This window comes from Mesorhizobium sp. M8A.F.Ca.ET.181.01.1.1 (genome assembly GCF_004792025.1).
Lineage (GTDB): Bacteria > Pseudomonadota > Alphaproteobacteria > Rhizobiales > Rhizobiaceae > Mesorhizobium.
Genome location: NZ_SRTV01000006.1, coordinates 170,592 through 188,184, shown reverse-complemented (window position 1 = coordinate 188,184; position 17,593 = coordinate 170,592). Strand labels below are relative to the sequence as shown.

The following is a 17,593-nucleotide window of genomic DNA, read 5'->3' as shown; positions in this document are numbered from 1 at the left end:
CTCGGTCAGAGCCAGTAGACATTATGCTATTATAATCTATGATGCGTCGAAGCGGGCGACCAACAAGCCCGCCGCCGGCGCTCTGCCGCCCGGCGCCAGACGCATTCAGGGAGGCTTTGGTGGCAATGTCTGCGGCGCGTGCACGCGAGGATTCCAGGAGTGCGTCAAATCTGCCCGACCGGAAAATCCTGCTCGACCTGTTCGAACGCATGGTGCTGCTGCGCCGCTTCGAAAGCATCGCCCAGATCGCCTGCCGCAAGGGCGAAACGCCCGGTTTCCTGCACCTCTATATCGGCGAGGAGGCGACCGGCGTCGGTGTCTGCGCGCATCTCAGGCCCACCGACTGGGTGACCTCGACCCATCGCGGGCACGGCCATGCGCTGGCCAAGGGCGCCGATCCCGGCCGGGTGATGGCCGAGCTGTTCGGCAAGGCCGATGGTATCTGCGGCGGGCGCGGCGGCACCATGCATCTCTATGACCGCTCGGTCGGCCTGTTCGGCACCAATGGCATCGTCGCCGCCGGCATCGGCCATGCCGTCGGCATCGGCATGAGCGCGCGCCAGCAAGGCCGCGACGATATCGGCGTCGCCTTCTTCGGCGATGGCGCCGCCAATCATGGCGGCTTCCACGAGGCGCTCAACTTCGCCGCCGTGCAGCGGGCGCCCGCCGTCTTCATCTGCGAGAACAATCTCTACGCCACCGCCACGCCGCTCAAATCCGTCACGCTCAATCCCGAGATCGCCAGCAAGGCGGCGTCCTACGGCATGCCCGGCGTCGCCGTCGACGGCAACGACGTCTTCGCTGTCTGGCTGGCGATGAAGGAAGCCACCGAACGCGCCCGCGCCGGCAAGGGCCCGACGCTGATCGAGGCCAAGACCTATCGCACGGTCGGGCACCACGAAGGCGACCCGGTCATCGGCACCTACCGGACGCAGGAGGAACTCGACGCCTGGATCAAGCGCGATCCGATCGACATGTTCCGCAGGAAACTGATCGAGGACTACGGCATCGCCGACGCCGAGGCGCTTGCGGCAATCGAGGCGCGGATCGAGACCGTGGTCGAGCAGGCGCTGACCTTCGCCCGCAACTCGCCCGAGCCTGATCCGGCCACCGTGCGCCTGCATGTTTTCGCCGACCCGATCAATCCGCCCGCCGCCCTGCAGCCGCGCGCGGTCGGCGAGACGCGCATGCAAGGCTGGCTCGAAGCCGTTCGCGACGGCCTCGCCGAGGAGATGCGCGCCAATCCGGCGATCCTTTATTTCGGCGAGGGCACCGGCGAGCGCGGCGGCAGTTTCGCGCACACCAAGAACCTGTGGCAGGAGTTCGGCGCCGAGCGGATGGTCGATACGCCGATCTCCGAACAAGGCTTTACCGCCGCCGCCGTCGGCGCTTCGGCCACCGGCGCGCGCACCGTCTCGGACCTGATGTTCGCCGACTTCGCTTTCGAGACCGCAGGCCAGATCTTCCTGCAGGCCGCCAAGCTGCGCTACATGACCAGCGGCCTGATGAGCGCGCCTATGGTGGTGCGCGTCGGTGCCGGCGCGCTGCGCAGCTCCGGGCCGCATCACAGCGGCATCTACCATCCGATCTTCGCCCATATGCCCGGCCTCATCGTCTGCGTGCCTTCGACCCCGGCGGATGCCAAGGGGTTGATGAAGACCGCGCTGCGGGCCGGCGATCCCGTCATCATGCTGGAGCCCAAGGCGCTGTTTGCCTCGAAAGACGAGGTGCCGGTCGGCGAGCATTTTGTGCCCTTCGGTGTGGCGCGCATCGCCCGGACCGGCACCGATATCAGCATCGTCGCCGCCGGCCAGATGGTGCAGCGTGTGCTGGAGGCCGCGGACCTGTTGGCCGGCGACGGCATCGAGGCGGAGGTGATCGACCCGCGCACCATCATGCCGCTCGACATCGACAGCATCGTCGCCAGCGTGCGCAAGACCCATCGCCTGCTCATCGTCGACGAGGCCTGGGCGATGTGCGGGCTGGGCGGCGAGATCGCACAGGCGATCAACGAACTCGCCTTCGACGAACTCGACGCGCCGCCGGGAAGGCTGCACACCGCGCCGACCTCGCATCCCTTCGCACCGGTGCTGGAGCGCGCCATGCTGGTCGACACGGCGCGCATTGCCCAAGGCGTACGCGACGTCATATCGGGTAAGCCGCCGGTGCCGGATCACTGGTATACGGTCGGCCTGAAGAGTGCTGCGCCGGCTAAACCAGCCCCTGTCCCCGTCAAGACAGCGCCATCGGCGCAAACGCCCGTCGCCGCCAGCGACGACGAGCCGGTGACCATGCCGTTCGGCGATCTCACCGTCAGCGAAGGCACGGTCATCAAATGGCTGAAGGCGGTCGGCGATCCGGTCAAGGAGGGCGAGCTGATCGCCGAGATCGAGACCGACAAGGCCGTGGTCGAGATCGAGGCTCCCGTCAGCGGGACGCTCGCTTCGATCGATCAGCCGGTCGGCGCGGTGGTGCCGATGGGCGGCCGCATCGGCGGCATCAAGAAATAAAGCATCCCAACAAGCGATCCGAAGGACTGGCATGAAGATCCTGTGCGTCAACTGGCAAGCCGCCGACGAGGCCGAACTCGAGCGCGAACATTATCCCGACATCGAGTTCATCCTCGCCCGCTCGACCAATGACAAGGCCGCCACGCTCGATCCGGCAGCCTGCGAGACGTCCGACGCCGTCATCAACTATTCGCCGACCCATAATGTCGCCGCCGCCCCGTCGGCCTTTCCCAAGGCACGCATAGCGGTGCGCTCAGGCGTCGGCTTCGACAACATCGACACATCAGGCTGGGGCGCGCGCAGGATCCCGGCCTGCAATGTGCCGGATTATGGCACGACCGAGGTCGCCGACCACGCTATCGGCCTGATGCTGGCGCTGACGCGCGGCACGTCAACCTATGGCGCGGAGCTTTCCGGGCATGGAGCCGAAGGCTGGCATTTTTCCAAGGCGCCGCTGGTGAGAAGGCACAAGGGCGCCACCTTCGGCATTGTCGGGCTCGGTCGTATCGGGCTCGCCACCGCGCGCCGTGCCGCCGCTTTCGACATGAAGGTGGTATTCTATGATCCGCACCTCCTGTCCGGCGTTGATCTCTCGACCGGCTACGAACGCGTCCATTCGCTGGCGGAGTTGATGGGGCGAGCCGATGTGGTGAGTGTCCACGCACCGCTCAGCGAAGAAACCCGCAAGCTGCTCGGCGCGGCGACCTTCGCCGCCGCCAGGCCAGGCCTCGTGCTGATCAACACCGCGCGCGGCCCGATCGTCGATCTCGACGCGCTGGAGACGGCGATGCGCAACGGCACGGTCAGCGGTGCCGGGCTTGACGTGCTGCCGAACGAACCGGGCGATCTCGACCATCCGCTGCTGGCGGCGTGGCGCAATCGCGAGCCGTGGATCGCCAATCGCCTGATCGTCACCCCGCATGCCGCCTTCTACAGCCCGGCATCGATGCGCGACCTCAGGCTGAAATCGATCGAAGTCGTGCACGCCTATCTTGCCGAGGGCCGGCTCACCAACTGCGTCAACTCCGAGTATCTGAAATGAATGCAGCGGCGGTGCAGGCGAGGCGTCTTGCGGTTTCCCCATACGCCCGCCGCCTGGCGCGCGAGCGTGCGCTGCCGCTCGAGACGCTTCGGGGCAGCGGTCCGGGTGGGCGCATCCTGGCCGCCGATGTGTTGAGCTTCGCCGCGCCCCCGCGGCCTGTCGGTCAGCCAGCTGTCGAGGCCGCTCCAGCCTCCCCTTCCGTCGCCGTATCCAGCATCGCCGCCTTTGCCACATCGATAGCACTGGGCGCTCTGAAAGACCTTCTGGCCGCGCTGGAAAGTACGGGGAGGATGTTCGACATCGACGATGTGCTCTTGCGTGCGGCAGGTCGAGCATTCGATGAATCCCCAGATATCGATCGGGGCGCCGATGCTTGCGTGGCATTGGAGCTGCCCGGCCGGCAAGCAGTGTTCGCGACAGTTCCGGAGATATCCCTGACATCGATGCGCGCAGCGCGGCTTGCATCCCTGCGTGGCGACCGTGACGACGCGGGAAAGTTCGCGGTTCTATCTCTGCGGCTTCTCCCCGCAAGCAGCATTCGGCCGATTATGATGCCACTTCTGCCCGACCGTGCCATGCGCCTGGCCGTTTCGCTCGACACGGCGGGCAATCAAGCCGAGTGCCTGCTGATAACGGATGCCTCGAGCGTCGATGAGTCAAACGCCGCCGCTTGGCTCGCTACCCTGAAATCGGCCATCGAACACCCGCTTCGGCTCTTCGTCTGAGAGGGTTGATCATTGCCGACGTTGCCTAGCCTCGAGCGAAGGAAGCTATTATAAAAGCTTCGACACAGGCGCGACGAGGCACATGGACCATTCCGTTCCCACCATCGAAAGTCTTCCCAAGCGCACGCTCGGCCGCGCCAATGGGCCGCTTTACCGGCAGCTCGCCGACATCCTGCGCGAGCCGATCGGCAACGGCACCTTCCCGGTCGGCGGCGAGCTGCCCAAGGAAGCGACCATCGCCGAGCATTTCGGCGTCAGCCTGATCACCGTGCGCCAGGCGCTGCGCGATCTCGAGGCCGACGGCCTGATCAGGAAGCGCTCGGCGAAACCGGCGGTGGTCACGGCGCGCAATCCGTCGGTAAACCTCAGCTGGAAATTCAAGAACTTCGCCGACATGGCGGCCTTCACAAAGGATGCCGAACTGACGGTCAAATCCTATCGCAAGGAGGTTTCCCCCGTGCTTCAGCGCCATTTCGGCATGGGCAAGGACGAGGCTGGCTACTGCTTGCGCGGCATCCTGTCGGTGGGTGAGCAGAAGAAGGCCCAGATCACCAGCTATTTCCCGCCTTCTGTCGGAGCGAAGCTGAAGCGGGACGATTTTTCCGACGTGCTGATCTTTCGTTCGGTGCAACGGCATCTCGGCCTGCGGCTGGACGTCGCGCATGTCACGGTCCGCGCCGAGATCGCCGACGAGGTCATCGCGGACGACCTCGGCATCGCGCTGGGCAGTGCAGTCCTGAGTGTGGAGATGCTCTACCAGTCGGCCGACCAGCAGAGCATCGAGTTTACCATCGCGCGGCATCCTGCCGATCTCTTCAGCATCAGCTACGACGCGCCGAACGACCTCGCCTGAACCCGATCGGCGGGATTTCACGCCGATTTCGTTGTCTCGGCCATGGACAGCTTTATAAAATTATAATAGCATCATAGCTAGGATGGAGGCTGCGTCGAGAACCACGATCGAACGTGGAAGCGCAGCCGCATCCGACGTCGAGCATTTGCCTGGTGCGTGTCGCCCAAGTGCACAGTGGTCCTGGGTAGCGGCATGCACAAAACAAAGTCTGTTCATAAGGGGTGTGCGGCGAAGGCACTTGATAGGCAGCGGCGTTCGCGCGGCTGACACCAAACACGGGAGGAGGAAATCATGAAAGCAGGCGCATTCTTCGCCGGCCTTGCGGTGATCGCGACGACTTTGCTGTCGATTGATGCCGTGCCGGCCAACGCACAGGACAAGAAGCCCTACACTATTTATCTGTCCAACAATTTCGTCGGCAACGACTGGCGCCAGCAGATGCTGCGCAGCGCCGACATCGCGGTCAAGAAACCGCCGCTTGCCGGTCGCGTCGACCTCAAGGTCGAGGTGGTCGAGACCACGGTCCAGGCGCAGATCAATTCCCTCAACAACATCATTCGCAACAAGCCCGACGCCATCGTGATCGACGCGGGCTCCGGCGAAGCGCTCAACCCGACGATCGAGAAGGCCTGCAAGGCCGGCATCGTGGTCATCGCCTTCGACCAGATCGTTAGCGCGCCCTGCGCTTACACGATGGAGTCCGACTGGGGCCGGGCACCGCGCGTGGAGGCCGAATGGCTGGTCAAGAAACTCGGCGGCAAGGGCAAGATCCTCGTTGACCGCGGACTTGCCGGTGCTCCGATCTCCGCCCAACTGCAGGGTGGTTTCGAGGAAGTCATCAAGAAATATCCCGGCATTGAAGTTGTCGCCTATTTCAACGGCGACTATGCACTGGGACCGGAACAGGCCGGCGTCGCCAGCCTGCTGGCGGCGCACCCGCAAGTCGACGCCATCTTCGTCCAGGGCTATGGCGCCGGAGCCATCAAGGCGCTGCAGGACGCCGGTCGTCCGATCGTTCCCATCACCGGCAGTCCGTTCAACCTGACGACGACGACCTGTGCGCAGACCCATGGCGCCCAGTGCATCCTTGCGCCCAACCCTGCCTATCTGTCGGCCGAGGCCTTGAAACTCGCGGTGGAGATACTGGACGGCAAGAAGCCGGCGGAGAAGAAGATCCTGCTGCGCAACGCCTTCCTTACCACCGATCCGGTCCCGTCGGAATTGTATCCCGACGCGACCATGCAGAAGATAGAGGTCGGCAAGAATGCCTTTCCGGACATGGCGCCGGGCCTGTTTCTTCCAGTCAGCCCGGACTGGGTTGAAATCACCCCGGACGAGGCTGCCGGCTCGAAATGACGATGCCTGCCGATCGGTGACGAAATGATCGCCTCCAGGTCTCTCCAATGCGCCTTGGCTTAAATTGACAAGGCGCATTGGTACCGGTATCAATTTACACGCAGCACCCACCAAAGATGGCGAAGTCCGTCACTGGCTGATGCAGGAAACGCAAGGAGGAGAGATCATGAAACTGAAGACAATTTGCGCCGGATTGGCAAGCCTTGCCGTGTCCGCGATCGCCATCGGCACGGCGCCTAGTCACGCCGAGGACAAGAAGCCCTACACCATCTATCTCTCGAACAATTTCGTCGGCAATGACTGGCGCCAGCAGATGGAACGCGTCGCCACGGTGTCGGTGAACAAGGGCCCGCTGAAAGGCCGCGTCGACCTCAAGATCGAGAATGTCGAGAACACCGTCCAGGCGCAGATCAATTCGCTGAACAACATCATCCGTCAGAAGCCGGACGCCATCCTCGTCGACGCCGGTTCGGATTCGGCGCTCAACCCGACCATCAAGAAGGCCTGCGACGCCGGCATCGTCGTCATCTCTTTCGACCAGGTGGTGACCGAACCCTGCGCCTTTGCCGTCGCTTCCGACTGGGATCGCATCCCCTCCGTGATGGCCGAGTGGATGGCCACCCAGCTTGGCGGCAAGGGCAACATCATCCTCGACCGCGGCCTCGCCGGCGCGCCGATCTCTGCGCAGTTGCAGCAAGGTTACGAGAAGGTGCTGGCCAAATATCCCGACATCAAGGTCGTCGGCTATTACAACGGTAACTACGCGCTTGGGCCGGAACAATCCGGCGTGGCGGCGCTGCTTGCCGCCAATCCGAAGATCGACGGCATCATGACGCAAGGCTACGGCTCGGGCGCCATCCAGGCGCTGAAGGATGCCGGCCGGCCGATCGTCCCGGTCGTCGGCTTCTCCTACAATGTCGCCGCCGTCACCTGCGCGCAGACACAAGGCGCCAAGTGCATTCTTGGCTCCAATCCGGCCTATCTTTCGTCGGAAGCGATCAAGCTGGCGGTCGACATCCTCGACACCGGCAAGAAGCCGGCCGAGCGCTCCGTCTCGGTCAAGGGTGATTTCGTCACCACCGATCCCTTCGAGTCCAAGCTCTATCCGGGCACCAAGATGATCAAGATCGCGGTCGGCGAAAATGCCTTCCCCGACCAGGCGCCCGGCCTGACGCTGCCGATCACGCCCGACTGGGTCGAGATCACCGCTGCGGAAGCCGCCGGCTCGAAGTAACATCACGGGACCACGACCCTGTCTCCCGGCATCGCAAGATGTCGGGAGAGCTTTTCGAAGGCGCATCCATGGACCTCGTCACCGTCAAAGGCCTGTCCAAACGCTATGGCGGCATCGTTGCGCTGAGCGATGCGACATTCAGCGCCCGCGCCGGCGAGGTGCATGCGCTGCTCGGCGAGAACGGCGCCGGCAAGAGCACCTTCATCCAGATCCTGTCGGGCGCGGTGCGGCACGATGGCGGCTCGATCCTGGTCGACGGCCAGGACTATCGCCCTGCCAATCCGGACGTGGCCCAGGCGCGCGGCATTGCCGCCGTCTTTCAGGAACTGTCGCTGATCCCCGACCTCAGCGTGGAACAGAATATCTGGTTCCGCCACGAGCCAAGGACGTTGCTGCGCACCGTCAACCGCGCCGAGATGCGCCGCAGGACGCTTGCCTTGCTCGAAAGGTATGATTTTCCGGCGTTGCGTCCCGACCAGGAATTGCGGCGGCTGACGCTGGCCGAACGGCAGATCGTGGAGATCGCCAAGGGGTTGGCCAAGGACCCGCGCATCCTCATCCTCGACGAGGCGACCTCGGCTTTGCCCGCGCGTGAAGCCGAATGGCTGCTGAAGCTCACCCGGCAACTGGCGGCCGAAGGCAGGCTGGTCATCTTCATCTCGCACCGCATGGCCGAGGTGCGCGCCATCGCCGACCGGCTGACCATCTTCCGCAATGGCAGCACCGTCGCCGCGCACGAGGCCAACGCCGTGTCCGACAACGAGATCGTCACCCAGATGATCGGCCGGCATCTCGACCGGCTCTATCCCGAGCGTGTGGCCACGGCCACGGATCGCGTCGCGCTAAGGGTCGAGGGCCTGTCGAGCGGCAGCCGGCTCTCCGGTGTCGACTTTGCCTTGCGGGAGGGCGAGGTGCTCGGCGTCGGCGGCTTGCAGGGCCATGGCCAGCGCGAGCTGTTCCAGGCACTGTTCGGCGCCAGCAGGGCGAGCGGTGCCGTCGAGCTGTGGGGCAAGCCGGTCGCGATCAGCAATCCACGCCAGGCCTTGACCGGCAGGGATGGCATCGCCCTGGTGCCGGAGGACCGGCGCGGGCAAGGCCTGCTCCTGACCAAGAGCGTGCGCGAGAACCTGACGCTGTCGGTGATCAAGCGCTTCACCGAAAACGGCTTGCTCAGCCGGCAAAAGGAAGCGGCTCTGGTCAAGGAGATGGTCGATTTCCTGCGCATCAAGGCCGGCACGCCTGAGCAGCTCGCCGGTACCTTGTCGGGCGGCAACCAGCAAAAGGTGATCTTCGGCAAGATGCTGTTGACGCAAGCGCGCGTGCTCTTGCTCTACGACCCGACGCGGGGCGTCGATGTCGGCACCAAGGGCGAGATCTTCCAGCTGATGCGCGACCTCGCCGCCAAGGGTTACGCGATCCTGTTCCATTCCAGCGACATGCCGGAACTCGTCCATGTCGCCGACCGCGTGCTGGTCATGCGCGACGGCCGTATCGCCGCGACGCTGGAGGGCGATCGCATCTCCGAGGCCGGCATCTTGCGCGCCGCCATGCTTGAACGCGAGGCGGCTTGAGGCATGGTCATGGCGAGCGCGGAGCAGACTGGCGGGATGATGCAAAGTCGGCCGACATGAAATCAACCACGCCGGCCATCGATTGGCGCGGCCGCTTGCTCGACCGCGCGCCGTTCCTGGTCGCCTGCCTGATGCTGGCATTGATTGTCGGCATCTACGGCAGCCTGCAATCCGGCGTCTTCACGCTGGATGAACTCAATCTCGACACCGCCGCGGCGATGACGCTGATGCTGGCGGCGACGGGCCAGACCATCGTGCTGCTGCGCGGCGGCATCGACCTGTCGATAGGCGGCATGATCAGCCTTGGCACGGTGATCGCCGCGACGCGGTTCGCCGATGATCCGTCGACCACCGGGTTCTGGGCGTTGGCCATCCTTGCGATCGGTTTTGTCATCGGCGCGCTCAACGGCCTGTTGATCTCACTGCTCAAGCTGCAGCCCTTCCTGGTGACGCTCGCGACATGGTCGATCCTCAACGGTGTCGCCATGATCATCCTGCCGACCGACGGCGGCAGCATTCCCACATGGTGGGTCGGCTTTGCCTCCACGCAGCTCTTCGGCCTCACCAGCCCGGTCTGGATGTTGCTGGTCCTGCTGCTGTTCTGGTGGTGGTTCCGCGCCACCCGGGTGGGCATTTCGATCCAGGCAACCGGATCGAACGAAAAATCGGCCTTCCTGTCTGGTGTCTCCATCACCCGCGTCAATCTCGTCACCTACGGCCTGTCCGGCCTGTTCGCGGCGGGCGCGGCGCTGTTCCTGGTGACACAGACCGGTGCCGGTTCGCCTACCATCGGCAAGGACTACATCCTCCCTTCGGTGGCGGCGGCGGTCATTGGCGGCGTCAGCCTGTTCGGCGGCCGGGGCCATCTAGCCGGCACGCTGATCGGCGCCTTCGTGCTCACCCTCATCGGCAACCTCGTCTTCGTGCTGCATGTATCGAGCTACTGGCAGCCGGTCGCGTCCGGTGTCATCCTGCTGCTCTCGGTGCTGGCCAGTTCCGTCGCCGAGAAAACCGCAAGGGGCCGCGTCCAATGAGTGCCTTCCTCGCCCGCAACCGGCTGATTGTGCTCGCCTATGCCGGCATGGTCGTGCTGCTCCTGGTCACGGCGCTGTTCTCGCCCGGCTTCCTCTCCGTCTCCAACATGCGCTCCACCGTCGTGCTGGCGGCCTTTGTCGGCATCGTCGCGCTCGGCCAGACCTTCGTCATCATCGGCGGCGGCATCGATCTCTCGGTGCCATGGGTGCTGAATTCGGCGGCGATCATCATGGCGCTGCTGTGCGGCGGGCAGGATCTGCCGCTGGTCTGGGTGATGCCGCTGCTGCTCGCCGGCGGCGCCTTCATCGGGCTGATCAATGGTGTCGGCGTCGCCCGGTTCGGCGTACCGCCGATCATCATGACGCTGGCCACCGACGTCATCCTGCAAGGCCTGATCCTGGTGCTGACCGGCGGCTCGCCGACCCCCTCGGCGCCGGCGCTGATCCAGTTCCTGTCGGTCGGCCGTATAGCCGGCTTTCCGGTCATCGCGCTGATCTGGCTCGCCCTGACGCTGGTGGCGACCGTGCTGCTCTCCAAGGCAGCCTTCGGCCGTCACCTCTATGCGCTCGGCACCAGCGCCACCGTGGCCGAATTCTCAGGCGTGCCGACGGCACGCACCACCATCCTGACCTATGTGATTTCGGGCCTTGCCGCCGCCTTCGCCGGCATGCTTTTGACCGGCTATTCCGGCCAGGCCTATCTCGGCATGGGTGACGCCTATCTGTTCACCTCGATCGCCGCGGTGGCGATTGGCGGCGCCTCGATCCTCGGCGGCAGCGGCCACTATCTCGGCACCGTCGCCGGCGCCATGGTGCTGACCATCCTCACTGGTCTTTTGCCGGCGCTCAACCTGTCGAGCGGCGCCCTGCTTGTCGTCTATGGCGCGGTGATCCTGCTCACGGTCTCGATCGGCAGCGAGGCCTTTGCCGGCCTCGGCGGCAGGCTGCGCAGGGGCTGAACGGAGGGAAGAATGGTCGAGATCACTTGTGTCGTCGATGCCAGGGCCGAGCTTGGTGAAGGCACGCTCTGGGACCCCAGGGCCGGCGTGCTCTGGTGGATCGACATCTGGAAGAAGCTGATCCATCGCTACGACCCCGCGACCGGCAAGGACGAGGTCTTCGAAACACCGGAATATCTCGGCTGCCTTGGCCTGCGCGAGAAGGGCGGCCTGGTGCTGACCATGACCAATGGCTTTCATTTCTTCGATCCGGCAACCGGCCAGTTCGAGGCGATCGTCGATCCGGAAGCACATATGCCGAAGACCCGCTTCAACGACGGCAAGCCGGACCGCCAGGGCCGCTTCTGGTCGGGCTCGATGTTCGAGGTGGCGGGACAGCCGATCGAATTCATCGGCGCGCTCTACCGGCTCGATGCCGATCTCTCCGTGCACAAGATGATCGACGGCATCGGCTGCTCGAACGGGCTGGCCTGGAGCCCGGACTCGAAGACCATGTACTTCTCCGACAGCCATGCGGGCGCGGTCTGGGCCTATGATTTCGACCCCGCCACCGGCGACATCGAGAACCGCCGCACCTTCATCGACATGACGGCAACAGGCGGCGTCGCCGACGGCGCCACGGTCGATGCCGAGGGCTGCTACTGGGTGACCATCCCTGTGACCAGCAAGGTCTGCCGCTACGATCCCGATGGCGAGCTGATGGAAACAGTGGTTCTGCCGACCGACCTGCCGACCTGTTGCGAGTTCGGCGGCAAGGACCTCGACATCCTCTACGTCACCTCTGCCGTCCTCAAGCGCCCGGCCAGCCATTTCGTGCGCCAGAAGAATCCGGGCGGTCTGTTCGCGCTCGACGTCGGCGTCAAGGGCCTGACCTTGCCGGCGTTCAAGGGCTGACGGCTTCGCTCAGACTGCCGACATGACCAGCGGCGTCTCGGTCCTGCGAGTCATTCCGGTAGCGAAACGACGCTCGAGGTAGCCTGCGTAGAGCGACAGCGGCCAGCACAGCGCGAAGTAGATCAGCGACACCGTACCGAACACCATCACCGGCTGGAAGGTCACAGTGTTGACCTGCGTGGCGGCCCGCGCAAGCTCGGTCAGGCCTATCAGCGAGGCGATCGATGTCGTCTTGACGATCTGCACCATGAAGCCGACGGTCGGCGGCAGCATCAGCCGCACCGCCTGCGGGATGATCACCAGCCGCAGCGTCCTGACAAAGCGGAAGCCGAGCGCCGTTGACGCCTCCCATTGTCCCTTTGGAATTGCCTCGATGGCGCCGCGAAAGATTTCGCCGAAAAAAGCGCCGCCATTGAGCGAGAAGGTCACGGCCGCCGCCACCCAGGGGTCCGGCCGGTAGCCAAGGAACGAAGAACCGTAATAGGCCATGAATAGCTGGATCAGGATCGGCGTGCCCATGAAGAACTGGATGTAGCCCGCGGCCAGCCAGCGCAGCGGCCGCGCCGGCGCCACCCGGATCGCCGCCACCACGAGGCCGATCAGGCCGCCGCCGGCAAAGGCGATCAGCGCCAGAAGGATTGTCCAACGCGTTGCCAGAAGCAGGAACATCAGTTCGTTGGGGCCAAAATCGCGCAGGCTCATGCTCAGACCTTCCAGCGGAACATGAGCTTGCCGATGCCGGCAAAGAACAGGCTGGCCGCCTGCACCAGCACGAAATAGATGATGGCGATGACGATATAGACCTCGAAGCTGCGGAAGGTCTGCATGACGAGGTTGTTGGCCACCGCCGTCAGTTCTTCCGCGGCGATGGCGCCGACGATCGAGGTGCCCATGATCTGCAGGATGAACTGCGCCGACAGCGATGGATAGACGGCGCGCGCCGCCGGCACCAGAACGACATGACGGATGATGCGGTAGCGGCTGAGGCCGAGCGACTTGGCCGCTTCGATCTGCCCTTCGGGGATGGCCTCGATGCCGGCGCGCAGGATCTCGGTGGCGTAGGCGCCGAGATGGATCGACAGCGCCACGACCGCCGCCGTGTTGCTCGACAGTTTGAAGCCGAACAGCGGCAGCGAGAAGAAGACGAAATAAAGCTGGATCAAGAGCGGCGTGTTGCGGATCATCTCGACATAGGCAGCGATCGGCCACGACAGAAATCGCGGCCCAAAGCTGCGTCCGACGGCGCCAAGGACACCGATGGCGGTGCCGAACAGGATCGACAGCGCCGCCAGCTGGATGGACTTCTCCAGGCCGCGCAGCAACAGGTCGAGATGCACCAGGATCGGGCCGAATTGCAGGGCGGTTTGCATGGGCATTCCGTCACGAGGTCGAGAAAGCGGGGCCGCTGCCATGCGCGGTCCCGCCGTGGAATGACGCGATCAGAAGACCGGCAGCACCGGCAGCGGCTGGTTGCGATACTTCATCGACAATGCATCGAGCGTGCCGTCGGTCTTAAGGGTGAACAGCCAGGTGTTGATCCACTGGCGCAGATTGTCGTTGCCCTTGGCGACGCCAATGCCGAAGTAGAAGGTTTTCAGCACATATTTCTGCTCGAAGGCGTCGCCGTTCCCGGCTTTCTTCAGGTAGATTTCGCCGTAATCACCGCCGCCCATGGCGTCGATCTGGCCCGACACCATCGCCTGCAGCAGCGAGGAATAGTCGTCGAAGCGCAGGATCTCGATGCCCGGATTGGCTTCGGCGGCCTTGGTCAGCAATCCGTCCTCGCCGGTGCCGCGCGTCAGGCCAACCTTCTTGCCGACGAGGTCGGCAACGCCCTTGATCGAGGTGCTCTTCGGCGCGATCACCACCGCCGACTGGCCGGCATAGGGAATCGAATAGTCGATCTGGATGGCGCGCGCCGGCGTGATCGAGAAGATCGAGATCACCGCATCGACCTGCTTGGTCAGCAAAGCCGGAATCCGGCCCGGCGAGGTGACGGTGACGAATTCCACAGGCACGCCCAGCGCCTCGCCCATCTTGTTGGCGACCTCGATGTCGAAGCCGGTCGGTTTCAGATTGGCGTCGAGAAAGCCGTAGGGCGGCGTGGTTGTGTCGATGGCAACGACCAGCTTGCCGCGCGAAATAATCTCATCGACCGACTGTGCCGAAGCGATCGACGGCAGCAGCGCCGACAGCGCCAGCACGATGCCGGCAAGCATCGCGCCCCTCACGAAAGTCCGCATGTTTTCCTCCCATGCATTTTCTGCGCCTCGTGTCGATATCGACGGTGCGGGGCGCCTGGCCACCCGACGATTTGAAACAGCTCGCTCGCGGACATCCCTTGCAAACCGGAGAGTCAGCGGCTCCTCTGCGAGTTATAATGGTATGCTATTATAATATTATTTGTCTGTCCATGCGCGTTCCGCCAGGGGGCTTCGCGCATTTTGATACCGGTACCATATTTTCCTTTTGAACGTGACGTTAAGGGTGCCGGGGTAAGACGATGATGATCCCCGTGGCGCCGCTGAAGCCTGTCCGCTACCGGTGAGCGTGGCGTGCGGCGCGGCGAACGCTTTGCAAAAGGATGGCAAGGCAGCCGACGAGCAGGAGGGCGCCGCCGAGCAGCGGCGGCAATGCGAGCAGCTTCACCCCCGCGGTAACCGCGGCCACCAGGACCAGCGCCAGCAGCGCCAGACTGCCGTCATCGACGAACATGCCGAAGAATTCCCTGGCGACAAGGCGAAGGACGTTCATCGGGCGAGCCCTCCGGCGGCTGTGGGATTGGTGCCGCGCAGCCAGCGCACCATGGCGAAGGATGCCAGCGCGACGATGGCGAAGATGGCGAGCAGAGCAAGATCGGCGCCCGGCCAGTCGGCGCCGATGCCCTCGCCGGTCCAGAAGATGCCGAAGCTGGTCAGCATCAGGCCGACCACGAATTTGAGGGCGTTTTCCGGCACGCGCGCCAGCGGCCGGTGGACAGCGAGACCGACAAGCATCACCAGGACGAAGGCGGCCAGCGCGCCCATGCTCGCGTAAAATGTCTGCCCATGCGCGGCGCCGACAGCGATGACGATGAACACCACCTCCACCCCCTCGAGCAGCACCGCCTTGAACGAGGCCAGCCCGGCGAGGTAGTCGGCGCGCCGATCGTCAGCCTGCCGGTGCAGCGCGGCGGTTTCCTTGGCGAAGGCCGCCTCTTCGTCATGCAGGGCGATGACGCCGACGCTGCGCAGGATGGCTTTTCGCAGCCAGCGCATGCCGAACAGGATTAGCAGCACCCCGACGATGAACTGCAGCGTGTTGATGGGGACAAGCGCCAGCAGCGGCCCGAACGCCAGCACCAGGGCTGCCAGCACCGCCAGAGCCAGCGCAGCACCCGTCAAGGCCGGACGCCAGCTGCGTGTCACCCCGACCGCGAGCACAATGGTGAAGGCTTCGACGACCTCGACCAGGGAGGCGAGAAATGCCGCCGTGACTGTCGAGAGGATGGGTGTCAGTGTCTGCATCAAGGCTTCCTGTCTTGCTCGACCCTGATTCCCTGGGGGCGAATTCCCGGATCGTAGTCCAGAATCACCCTACGCGGCCAGCAGCCCAAAGCGTTCCGGCGGCAGCGCAAGCAGACGGGTGAAACTGGCCTCGATCAGATCAGCCCCGACATGTCGGAGAAGGCCATTGCCTTGCGTAGCAGCTCGGCGAAGCGCTCACCGGCCACCTCGCGCGGACCGCTGTTGTCGATTGAGGTGACGCCAGGGCCGGACAAGGTCACACTGGCGCTGCGCGCCAGCCGTGCCAGCACTTCGCCGCGCGACTCGCGGCCGCGCATCGCCAGCCGCTCGGCCAGCACTTGGGGCGAAGCGGTGATCTCGACGATCGCCAGATTGGCATAGCGTTCGCGCAAGGTGGGGATGACCGCGCGCGATACGTTGGCAACGGCGACATGGCCATTGGAAACGGACCAGTCGACATCGGCGGGCAGGCCATAGCGCAGGCCATGCGCTTCCCAGGAGATGGCGAAGGCGCCATCGGCCTCGGCCTCGGCGAAGGCGGCGTCGGCCAGCGTGTCGTGATCCTCGCTCGCCGCATCGCTCGGCCTGGTGATGACGCGGCGAACGAACTCCAGCTGCGTCTCGTCGGCGAAAAGCGCCTTGGCGTAACCGATCACCGTGTCCTTGCCGGCACCGCTAGGGCCTACGACGGCAACAAAGACGCCATGACGGATCGGAAAGGTTTCGGCGGACAGTTCGCGCTCCATCAAGGCCGACACCATCATGCCACCCGGCATCCCTGCCGCCACACGGTGCGCACGACCGGAACATGATCGTCGACGCGCACCCGCACCAGATCGGCGCGGCGTCCCTGTTCGATGATCCCGCGGTCGTCAAGGCCGACGGCCTGCGCCGGGTTCTTCGAGACCATGGCGACGGCCTGCGGCAGCGAAATGCCTTCGACCATGTCGCCGAGGAAGAAGGCCGACTGGATCAGGCTGAAGGGGATGTAGTCGGACGACAGGATGTCAAGCAGGCCGTCACTGGCCAGGGTGCGTGCCGAAACATTGCCCGAATGCGAGGCGCCGCGCATGACATTGGGCGCGCCCATCAGCACGCCGAGCCCGGCGGCCTTCGAGGCCCGCGCCGCTTCCTCTGTGGTCGGGAACTCGGCGACCCTCACGCCCTGCTCGATGGCCTCGTCGACATGAGCCGACGTGGCGTCGTCATGGCTGGCGAGCACGATGCCGCGCTCCTGGCAGGCGGCGGCGATGAAGACGCGGTTCGGTCCTGAATTGCGTGCCGACTCGCCCATCCGCTTCCCGCAAAATTTCTTGAAATCCTGATCCGAGAGCTTCAGCTTGCGCTGGTAGTAGTAGGCGTAGGTTTCAAGGTTGACGAACTGGCGCTGGCCCGGCGCATGATCCATCAGCGACGCCAGTTTCACCCTGTCGTCTGTCTCGAAATTGGCGAAGGCCCTCAGGCAGTCCGGTGCCGAGACCTCGCAGCGCAGATGGATGAAATGGTCTGCCCGCAGCCGCTCCTGCTGGACACTGTCCTCGATCGCATCTGCCAGCTTGCGGATGTCGTCCGATGTCAGGTCGGCGTCCTCGTCCATGCCGACGCGGAGCGCATCGAGCACGGTGGTGATGCCGGCGGTCGCCACCTGCGCGTCATGGGCAAGCACCGCGGCGATCGGGTTCCAGCGCACTTTCGGCCGCGGCGCATAATGGCCCTCGAGATGGTCGGTGTGGAGTTCGACCAGTCCTGGAATGATGAAGTCGCCGCCCATGTCCTCGCCGGTCCGGGCCGCGCCGGCATCGATGCCGGCGATAAAGCCGTCGCGCAACACCAGCGAGCCTTCGACGATCTCGTCGGCAAGAACGATGCGGGCGTTGGAAAGAACAGTTTCGGCGGTCATTGCGGCTGG

17 protein-coding genes are annotated in these 17,593 nt (G+C 64.6%); 10 read left to right on the top strand and 7 right to left on the bottom strand.

The window, feature by feature from the left end; genetic code table 11:
• Positions 1–125 precede the first annotated feature (125 nt).
• From EN824_RS21940 to EN824_RS21895, 10 genes are all read left to right on the top strand, one after another.
• Positions 126–2,510, top strand: a complete 2,385-nt coding sequence (locus EN824_RS21940; protein WP_245521003.1) for a thiamine pyrophosphate-dependent enzyme — start codon at positions 126–128, stop codon at positions 2,508–2,510.
• A gap of 31 nt (positions 2,511–2,541) precedes the next feature.
• Positions 2,542–3,552: a C-terminal binding protein gene (locus EN824_RS21935; protein WP_135917643.1), complete on the top strand. Its 1,011-nt coding sequence runs from the start codon at positions 2,542–2,544 to the stop codon at positions 3,550–3,552.
• Positions 3,549–4,277: an E3 binding domain-containing protein gene (locus EN824_RS21930; protein WP_135917641.1), complete on the top strand. Its 729-nt coding sequence runs from the start codon at positions 3,549–3,551 to the stop codon at positions 4,275–4,277. The genes EN824_RS21935 and EN824_RS21930 overlap by 4 nt, the downstream gene beginning before the upstream one ends.
• A gap of 82 nt (positions 4,278–4,359) precedes the next feature.
• The gene (locus EN824_RS21925; protein ID WP_135930216.1) at positions 4,360–5,130 is read left to right on the top strand and encodes a GntR family transcriptional regulator; all 771 of its coding nucleotides are present in this window, start codon (positions 4,360–4,362) and stop codon (positions 5,128–5,130) included.
• A 291-nt stretch (positions 5,131–5,421) separates the two neighbouring features.
• The gene (locus EN824_RS21920) at positions 5,422–6,486 is read left to right on the top strand and encodes a sugar ABC transporter substrate-binding protein (protein ID WP_135932703.1); all 1,065 of its coding nucleotides are present in this window, start codon (positions 5,422–5,424) and stop codon (positions 6,484–6,486) included.
• 166 nt (positions 6,487–6,652) lie between these two features.
• Positions 6,653–7,720 carry a substrate-binding domain-containing protein gene (locus tag EN824_RS21915; RefSeq protein WP_135930218.1) on the top strand — a complete coding sequence of 356 codons (1,068 nt, stop codon included), beginning with the start codon at positions 6,653–6,655 and terminating at the stop codon, positions 7,718–7,720.
• A gap of 68 nt (positions 7,721–7,788) precedes the next feature.
• Positions 7,789–9,291, top strand: coding sequence for a sugar ABC transporter ATP-binding protein (locus tag EN824_RS21910; protein WP_245464333.1), 1,503 nt, complete (start codon positions 7,789–7,791; stop codon positions 9,289–9,291).
• A gap of 56 nt (positions 9,292–9,347) precedes the next feature.
• Complete coding sequence (locus EN824_RS21905; RefSeq protein ID WP_135932702.1) at positions 9,348–10,325, top strand: ABC transporter permease; 978 nt, start codon at positions 9,348–9,350, stop codon at positions 10,323–10,325.
• Positions 10,322–11,284, top strand: a complete 963-nt coding sequence (locus EN824_RS21900) for an ABC transporter permease (RefSeq protein WP_135932701.1) — start codon at positions 10,322–10,324, stop codon at positions 11,282–11,284. The genes EN824_RS21905 and EN824_RS21900 overlap by 4 nt, the downstream gene beginning before the upstream one ends.
• A gap of 12 nt (positions 11,285–11,296) precedes the next feature.
• Complete coding sequence (locus EN824_RS21895; RefSeq protein WP_127280477.1) at positions 11,297–12,178, top strand: SMP-30/gluconolactonase/LRE family protein; 882 nt, start codon at positions 11,297–11,299, stop codon at positions 12,176–12,178.
• Between the two features lie 9 nt (positions 12,179–12,187).
• Here EN824_RS21895 and EN824_RS21890 read toward each other — a convergent pair whose 3' ends face one another.
• From EN824_RS21890 to EN824_RS21860, 7 genes are all read right to left on the bottom strand, one after another.
• On the bottom strand, positions 12,188–12,880 hold the full coding sequence (locus tag EN824_RS21890) for an amino acid ABC transporter permease (RefSeq protein ID WP_127280478.1): 693 nt from the start codon (positions 12,878–12,880) through the stop codon (positions 12,188–12,190).
• Positions 12,881–12,882: 2 nt separating this feature from the next.
• Positions 12,883–13,548, bottom strand: a complete 666-nt coding sequence (locus tag EN824_RS21885) for an amino acid ABC transporter permease (RefSeq protein WP_127280479.1) — start codon at positions 13,546–13,548, stop codon at positions 12,883–12,885.
• A gap of 69 nt (positions 13,549–13,617) precedes the next feature.
• The gene (locus EN824_RS21880) at positions 13,618–14,421 is read right to left on the bottom strand and encodes a transporter substrate-binding domain-containing protein (RefSeq protein WP_135922278.1); all 804 of its coding nucleotides are present in this window, start codon (positions 14,419–14,421) and stop codon (positions 13,618–13,620) included.
• A 295-nt stretch (positions 14,422–14,716) separates the two neighbouring features.
• On the bottom strand, positions 14,717–14,932 hold the full coding sequence (locus EN824_RS21875) for a hypothetical protein (protein WP_127279298.1): 216 nt from the start codon (positions 14,930–14,932) through the stop codon (positions 14,717–14,719).
• A complete protein-coding gene (locus tag EN824_RS21870; protein ID WP_127279299.1) occupies positions 14,929–15,684 on the bottom strand; it encodes a COG4280 domain-containing protein in 756 nt (251 codons plus the stop codon). Before EN824_RS21870 ends, EN824_RS21875 begins: the two co-directional genes overlap by 4 nt.
• 134 nt (positions 15,685–15,818) lie before the next feature.
• Entirely contained in the window at positions 15,819–16,448 is a 630-nt protein-coding gene (phnN, locus tag EN824_RS21865; RefSeq protein WP_189522214.1) for a phosphonate metabolism protein/1,5-bisphosphokinase (PRPP-forming) PhnN, read from the bottom strand.
• A complete protein-coding gene (locus EN824_RS21860; RefSeq protein ID WP_135932700.1) occupies positions 16,445–17,584 on the bottom strand; it encodes an alpha-D-ribose 1-methylphosphonate 5-triphosphate diphosphatase in 1,140 nt (379 codons plus the stop codon). Before EN824_RS21860 ends, phnN begins: the two co-directional genes overlap by 4 nt.
• Between the last annotated feature and the right edge of the window lie 9 nt (positions 17,585–17,593).

What these genes read in the sequence shown, in the direction of transcription:
- EN824_RS21890 (WP_127280478.1), bottom strand. Translation starts at nt 12,880, where the DNA reads ATGAGCCTGCGCGATTTTGGCCCCAACGAACTGATGTTCCTGCTTCTG.
- EN824_RS21885 (WP_127280479.1), bottom strand. Translation starts at nt 13,548, where the DNA reads ATGCAAACCGCCCTGCAATTCGGCCCGATCCTGGTGCATCTCGACCTG.
- EN824_RS21905 (WP_135932702.1), top strand. Translation starts at nt 9,348, where the DNA reads ATGAAATCAACCACGCCGGCCATCGATTGGCGCGGCCGCTTGCTCGAC.
- EN824_RS21935 (WP_135917643.1), top strand. Translation starts at nt 2,542, where the DNA reads ATGAAGATCCTGTGCGTCAACTGGCAAGCCGCCGACGAGGCCGAACTC.
- EN824_RS21895 (WP_127280477.1), top strand. Translation starts at nt 11,297, where the DNA reads ATGGTCGAGATCACTTGTGTCGTCGATGCCAGGGCCGAGCTTGGTGAA.
- EN824_RS21930 (WP_135917641.1), top strand. Translation starts at nt 3,549, where the DNA reads ATGAATGCAGCGGCGGTGCAGGCGAGGCGTCTTGCGGTTTCCCCATAC.
- EN824_RS21860 (WP_135932700.1), bottom strand. Translation starts at nt 17,584, where the DNA reads ATGACCGCCGAAACTGTTCTTTCCAACGCCCGCATCGTTCTTGCCGAC.
- EN824_RS21915 (WP_135930218.1), top strand. Translation starts at nt 6,653, where the DNA reads ATGAAACTGAAGACAATTTGCGCCGGATTGGCAAGCCTTGCCGTGTCC.
- EN824_RS21880 (WP_135922278.1), bottom strand. Translation starts at nt 14,421, where the DNA reads ATGCGGACTTTCGTGAGGGGCGCGATGCTTGCCGGCATCGTGCTGGCG.
- EN824_RS21920 (WP_135932703.1), top strand. Translation starts at nt 5,422, where the DNA reads ATGAAAGCAGGCGCATTCTTCGCCGGCCTTGCGGTGATCGCGACGACT.
- EN824_RS21900 (WP_135932701.1), top strand. Translation starts at nt 10,322, where the DNA reads ATGAGTGCCTTCCTCGCCCGCAACCGGCTGATTGTGCTCGCCTATGCC.
- EN824_RS21910 (WP_245464333.1), top strand. Translation starts at nt 7,789, where the DNA reads ATGGACCTCGTCACCGTCAAAGGCCTGTCCAAACGCTATGGCGGCATC.
- EN824_RS21870 (WP_127279299.1), bottom strand. Translation starts at nt 15,684, where the DNA reads ATGCAGACACTGACACCCATCCTCTCGACAGTCACGGCGGCATTTCTC.
- EN824_RS21940 (WP_245521003.1), top strand. Translation starts at nt 126, where the DNA reads ATGTCTGCGGCGCGTGCACGCGAGGATTCCAGGAGTGCGTCAAATCTG.
- phnN (WP_189522214.1), bottom strand. Translation starts at nt 16,448, where the DNA reads ATGATGGTGTCGGCCTTGATGGAGCGCGAACTGTCCGCCGAAACCTTT.
- EN824_RS21925 (WP_135930216.1), top strand. Translation starts at nt 4,360, where the DNA reads ATGGACCATTCCGTTCCCACCATCGAAAGTCTTCCCAAGCGCACGCTC.
- EN824_RS21875 (WP_127279298.1), bottom strand. Translation starts at nt 14,932, where the DNA reads ATGAACGTCCTTCGCCTTGTCGCCAGGGAATTCTTCGGCATGTTCGTC.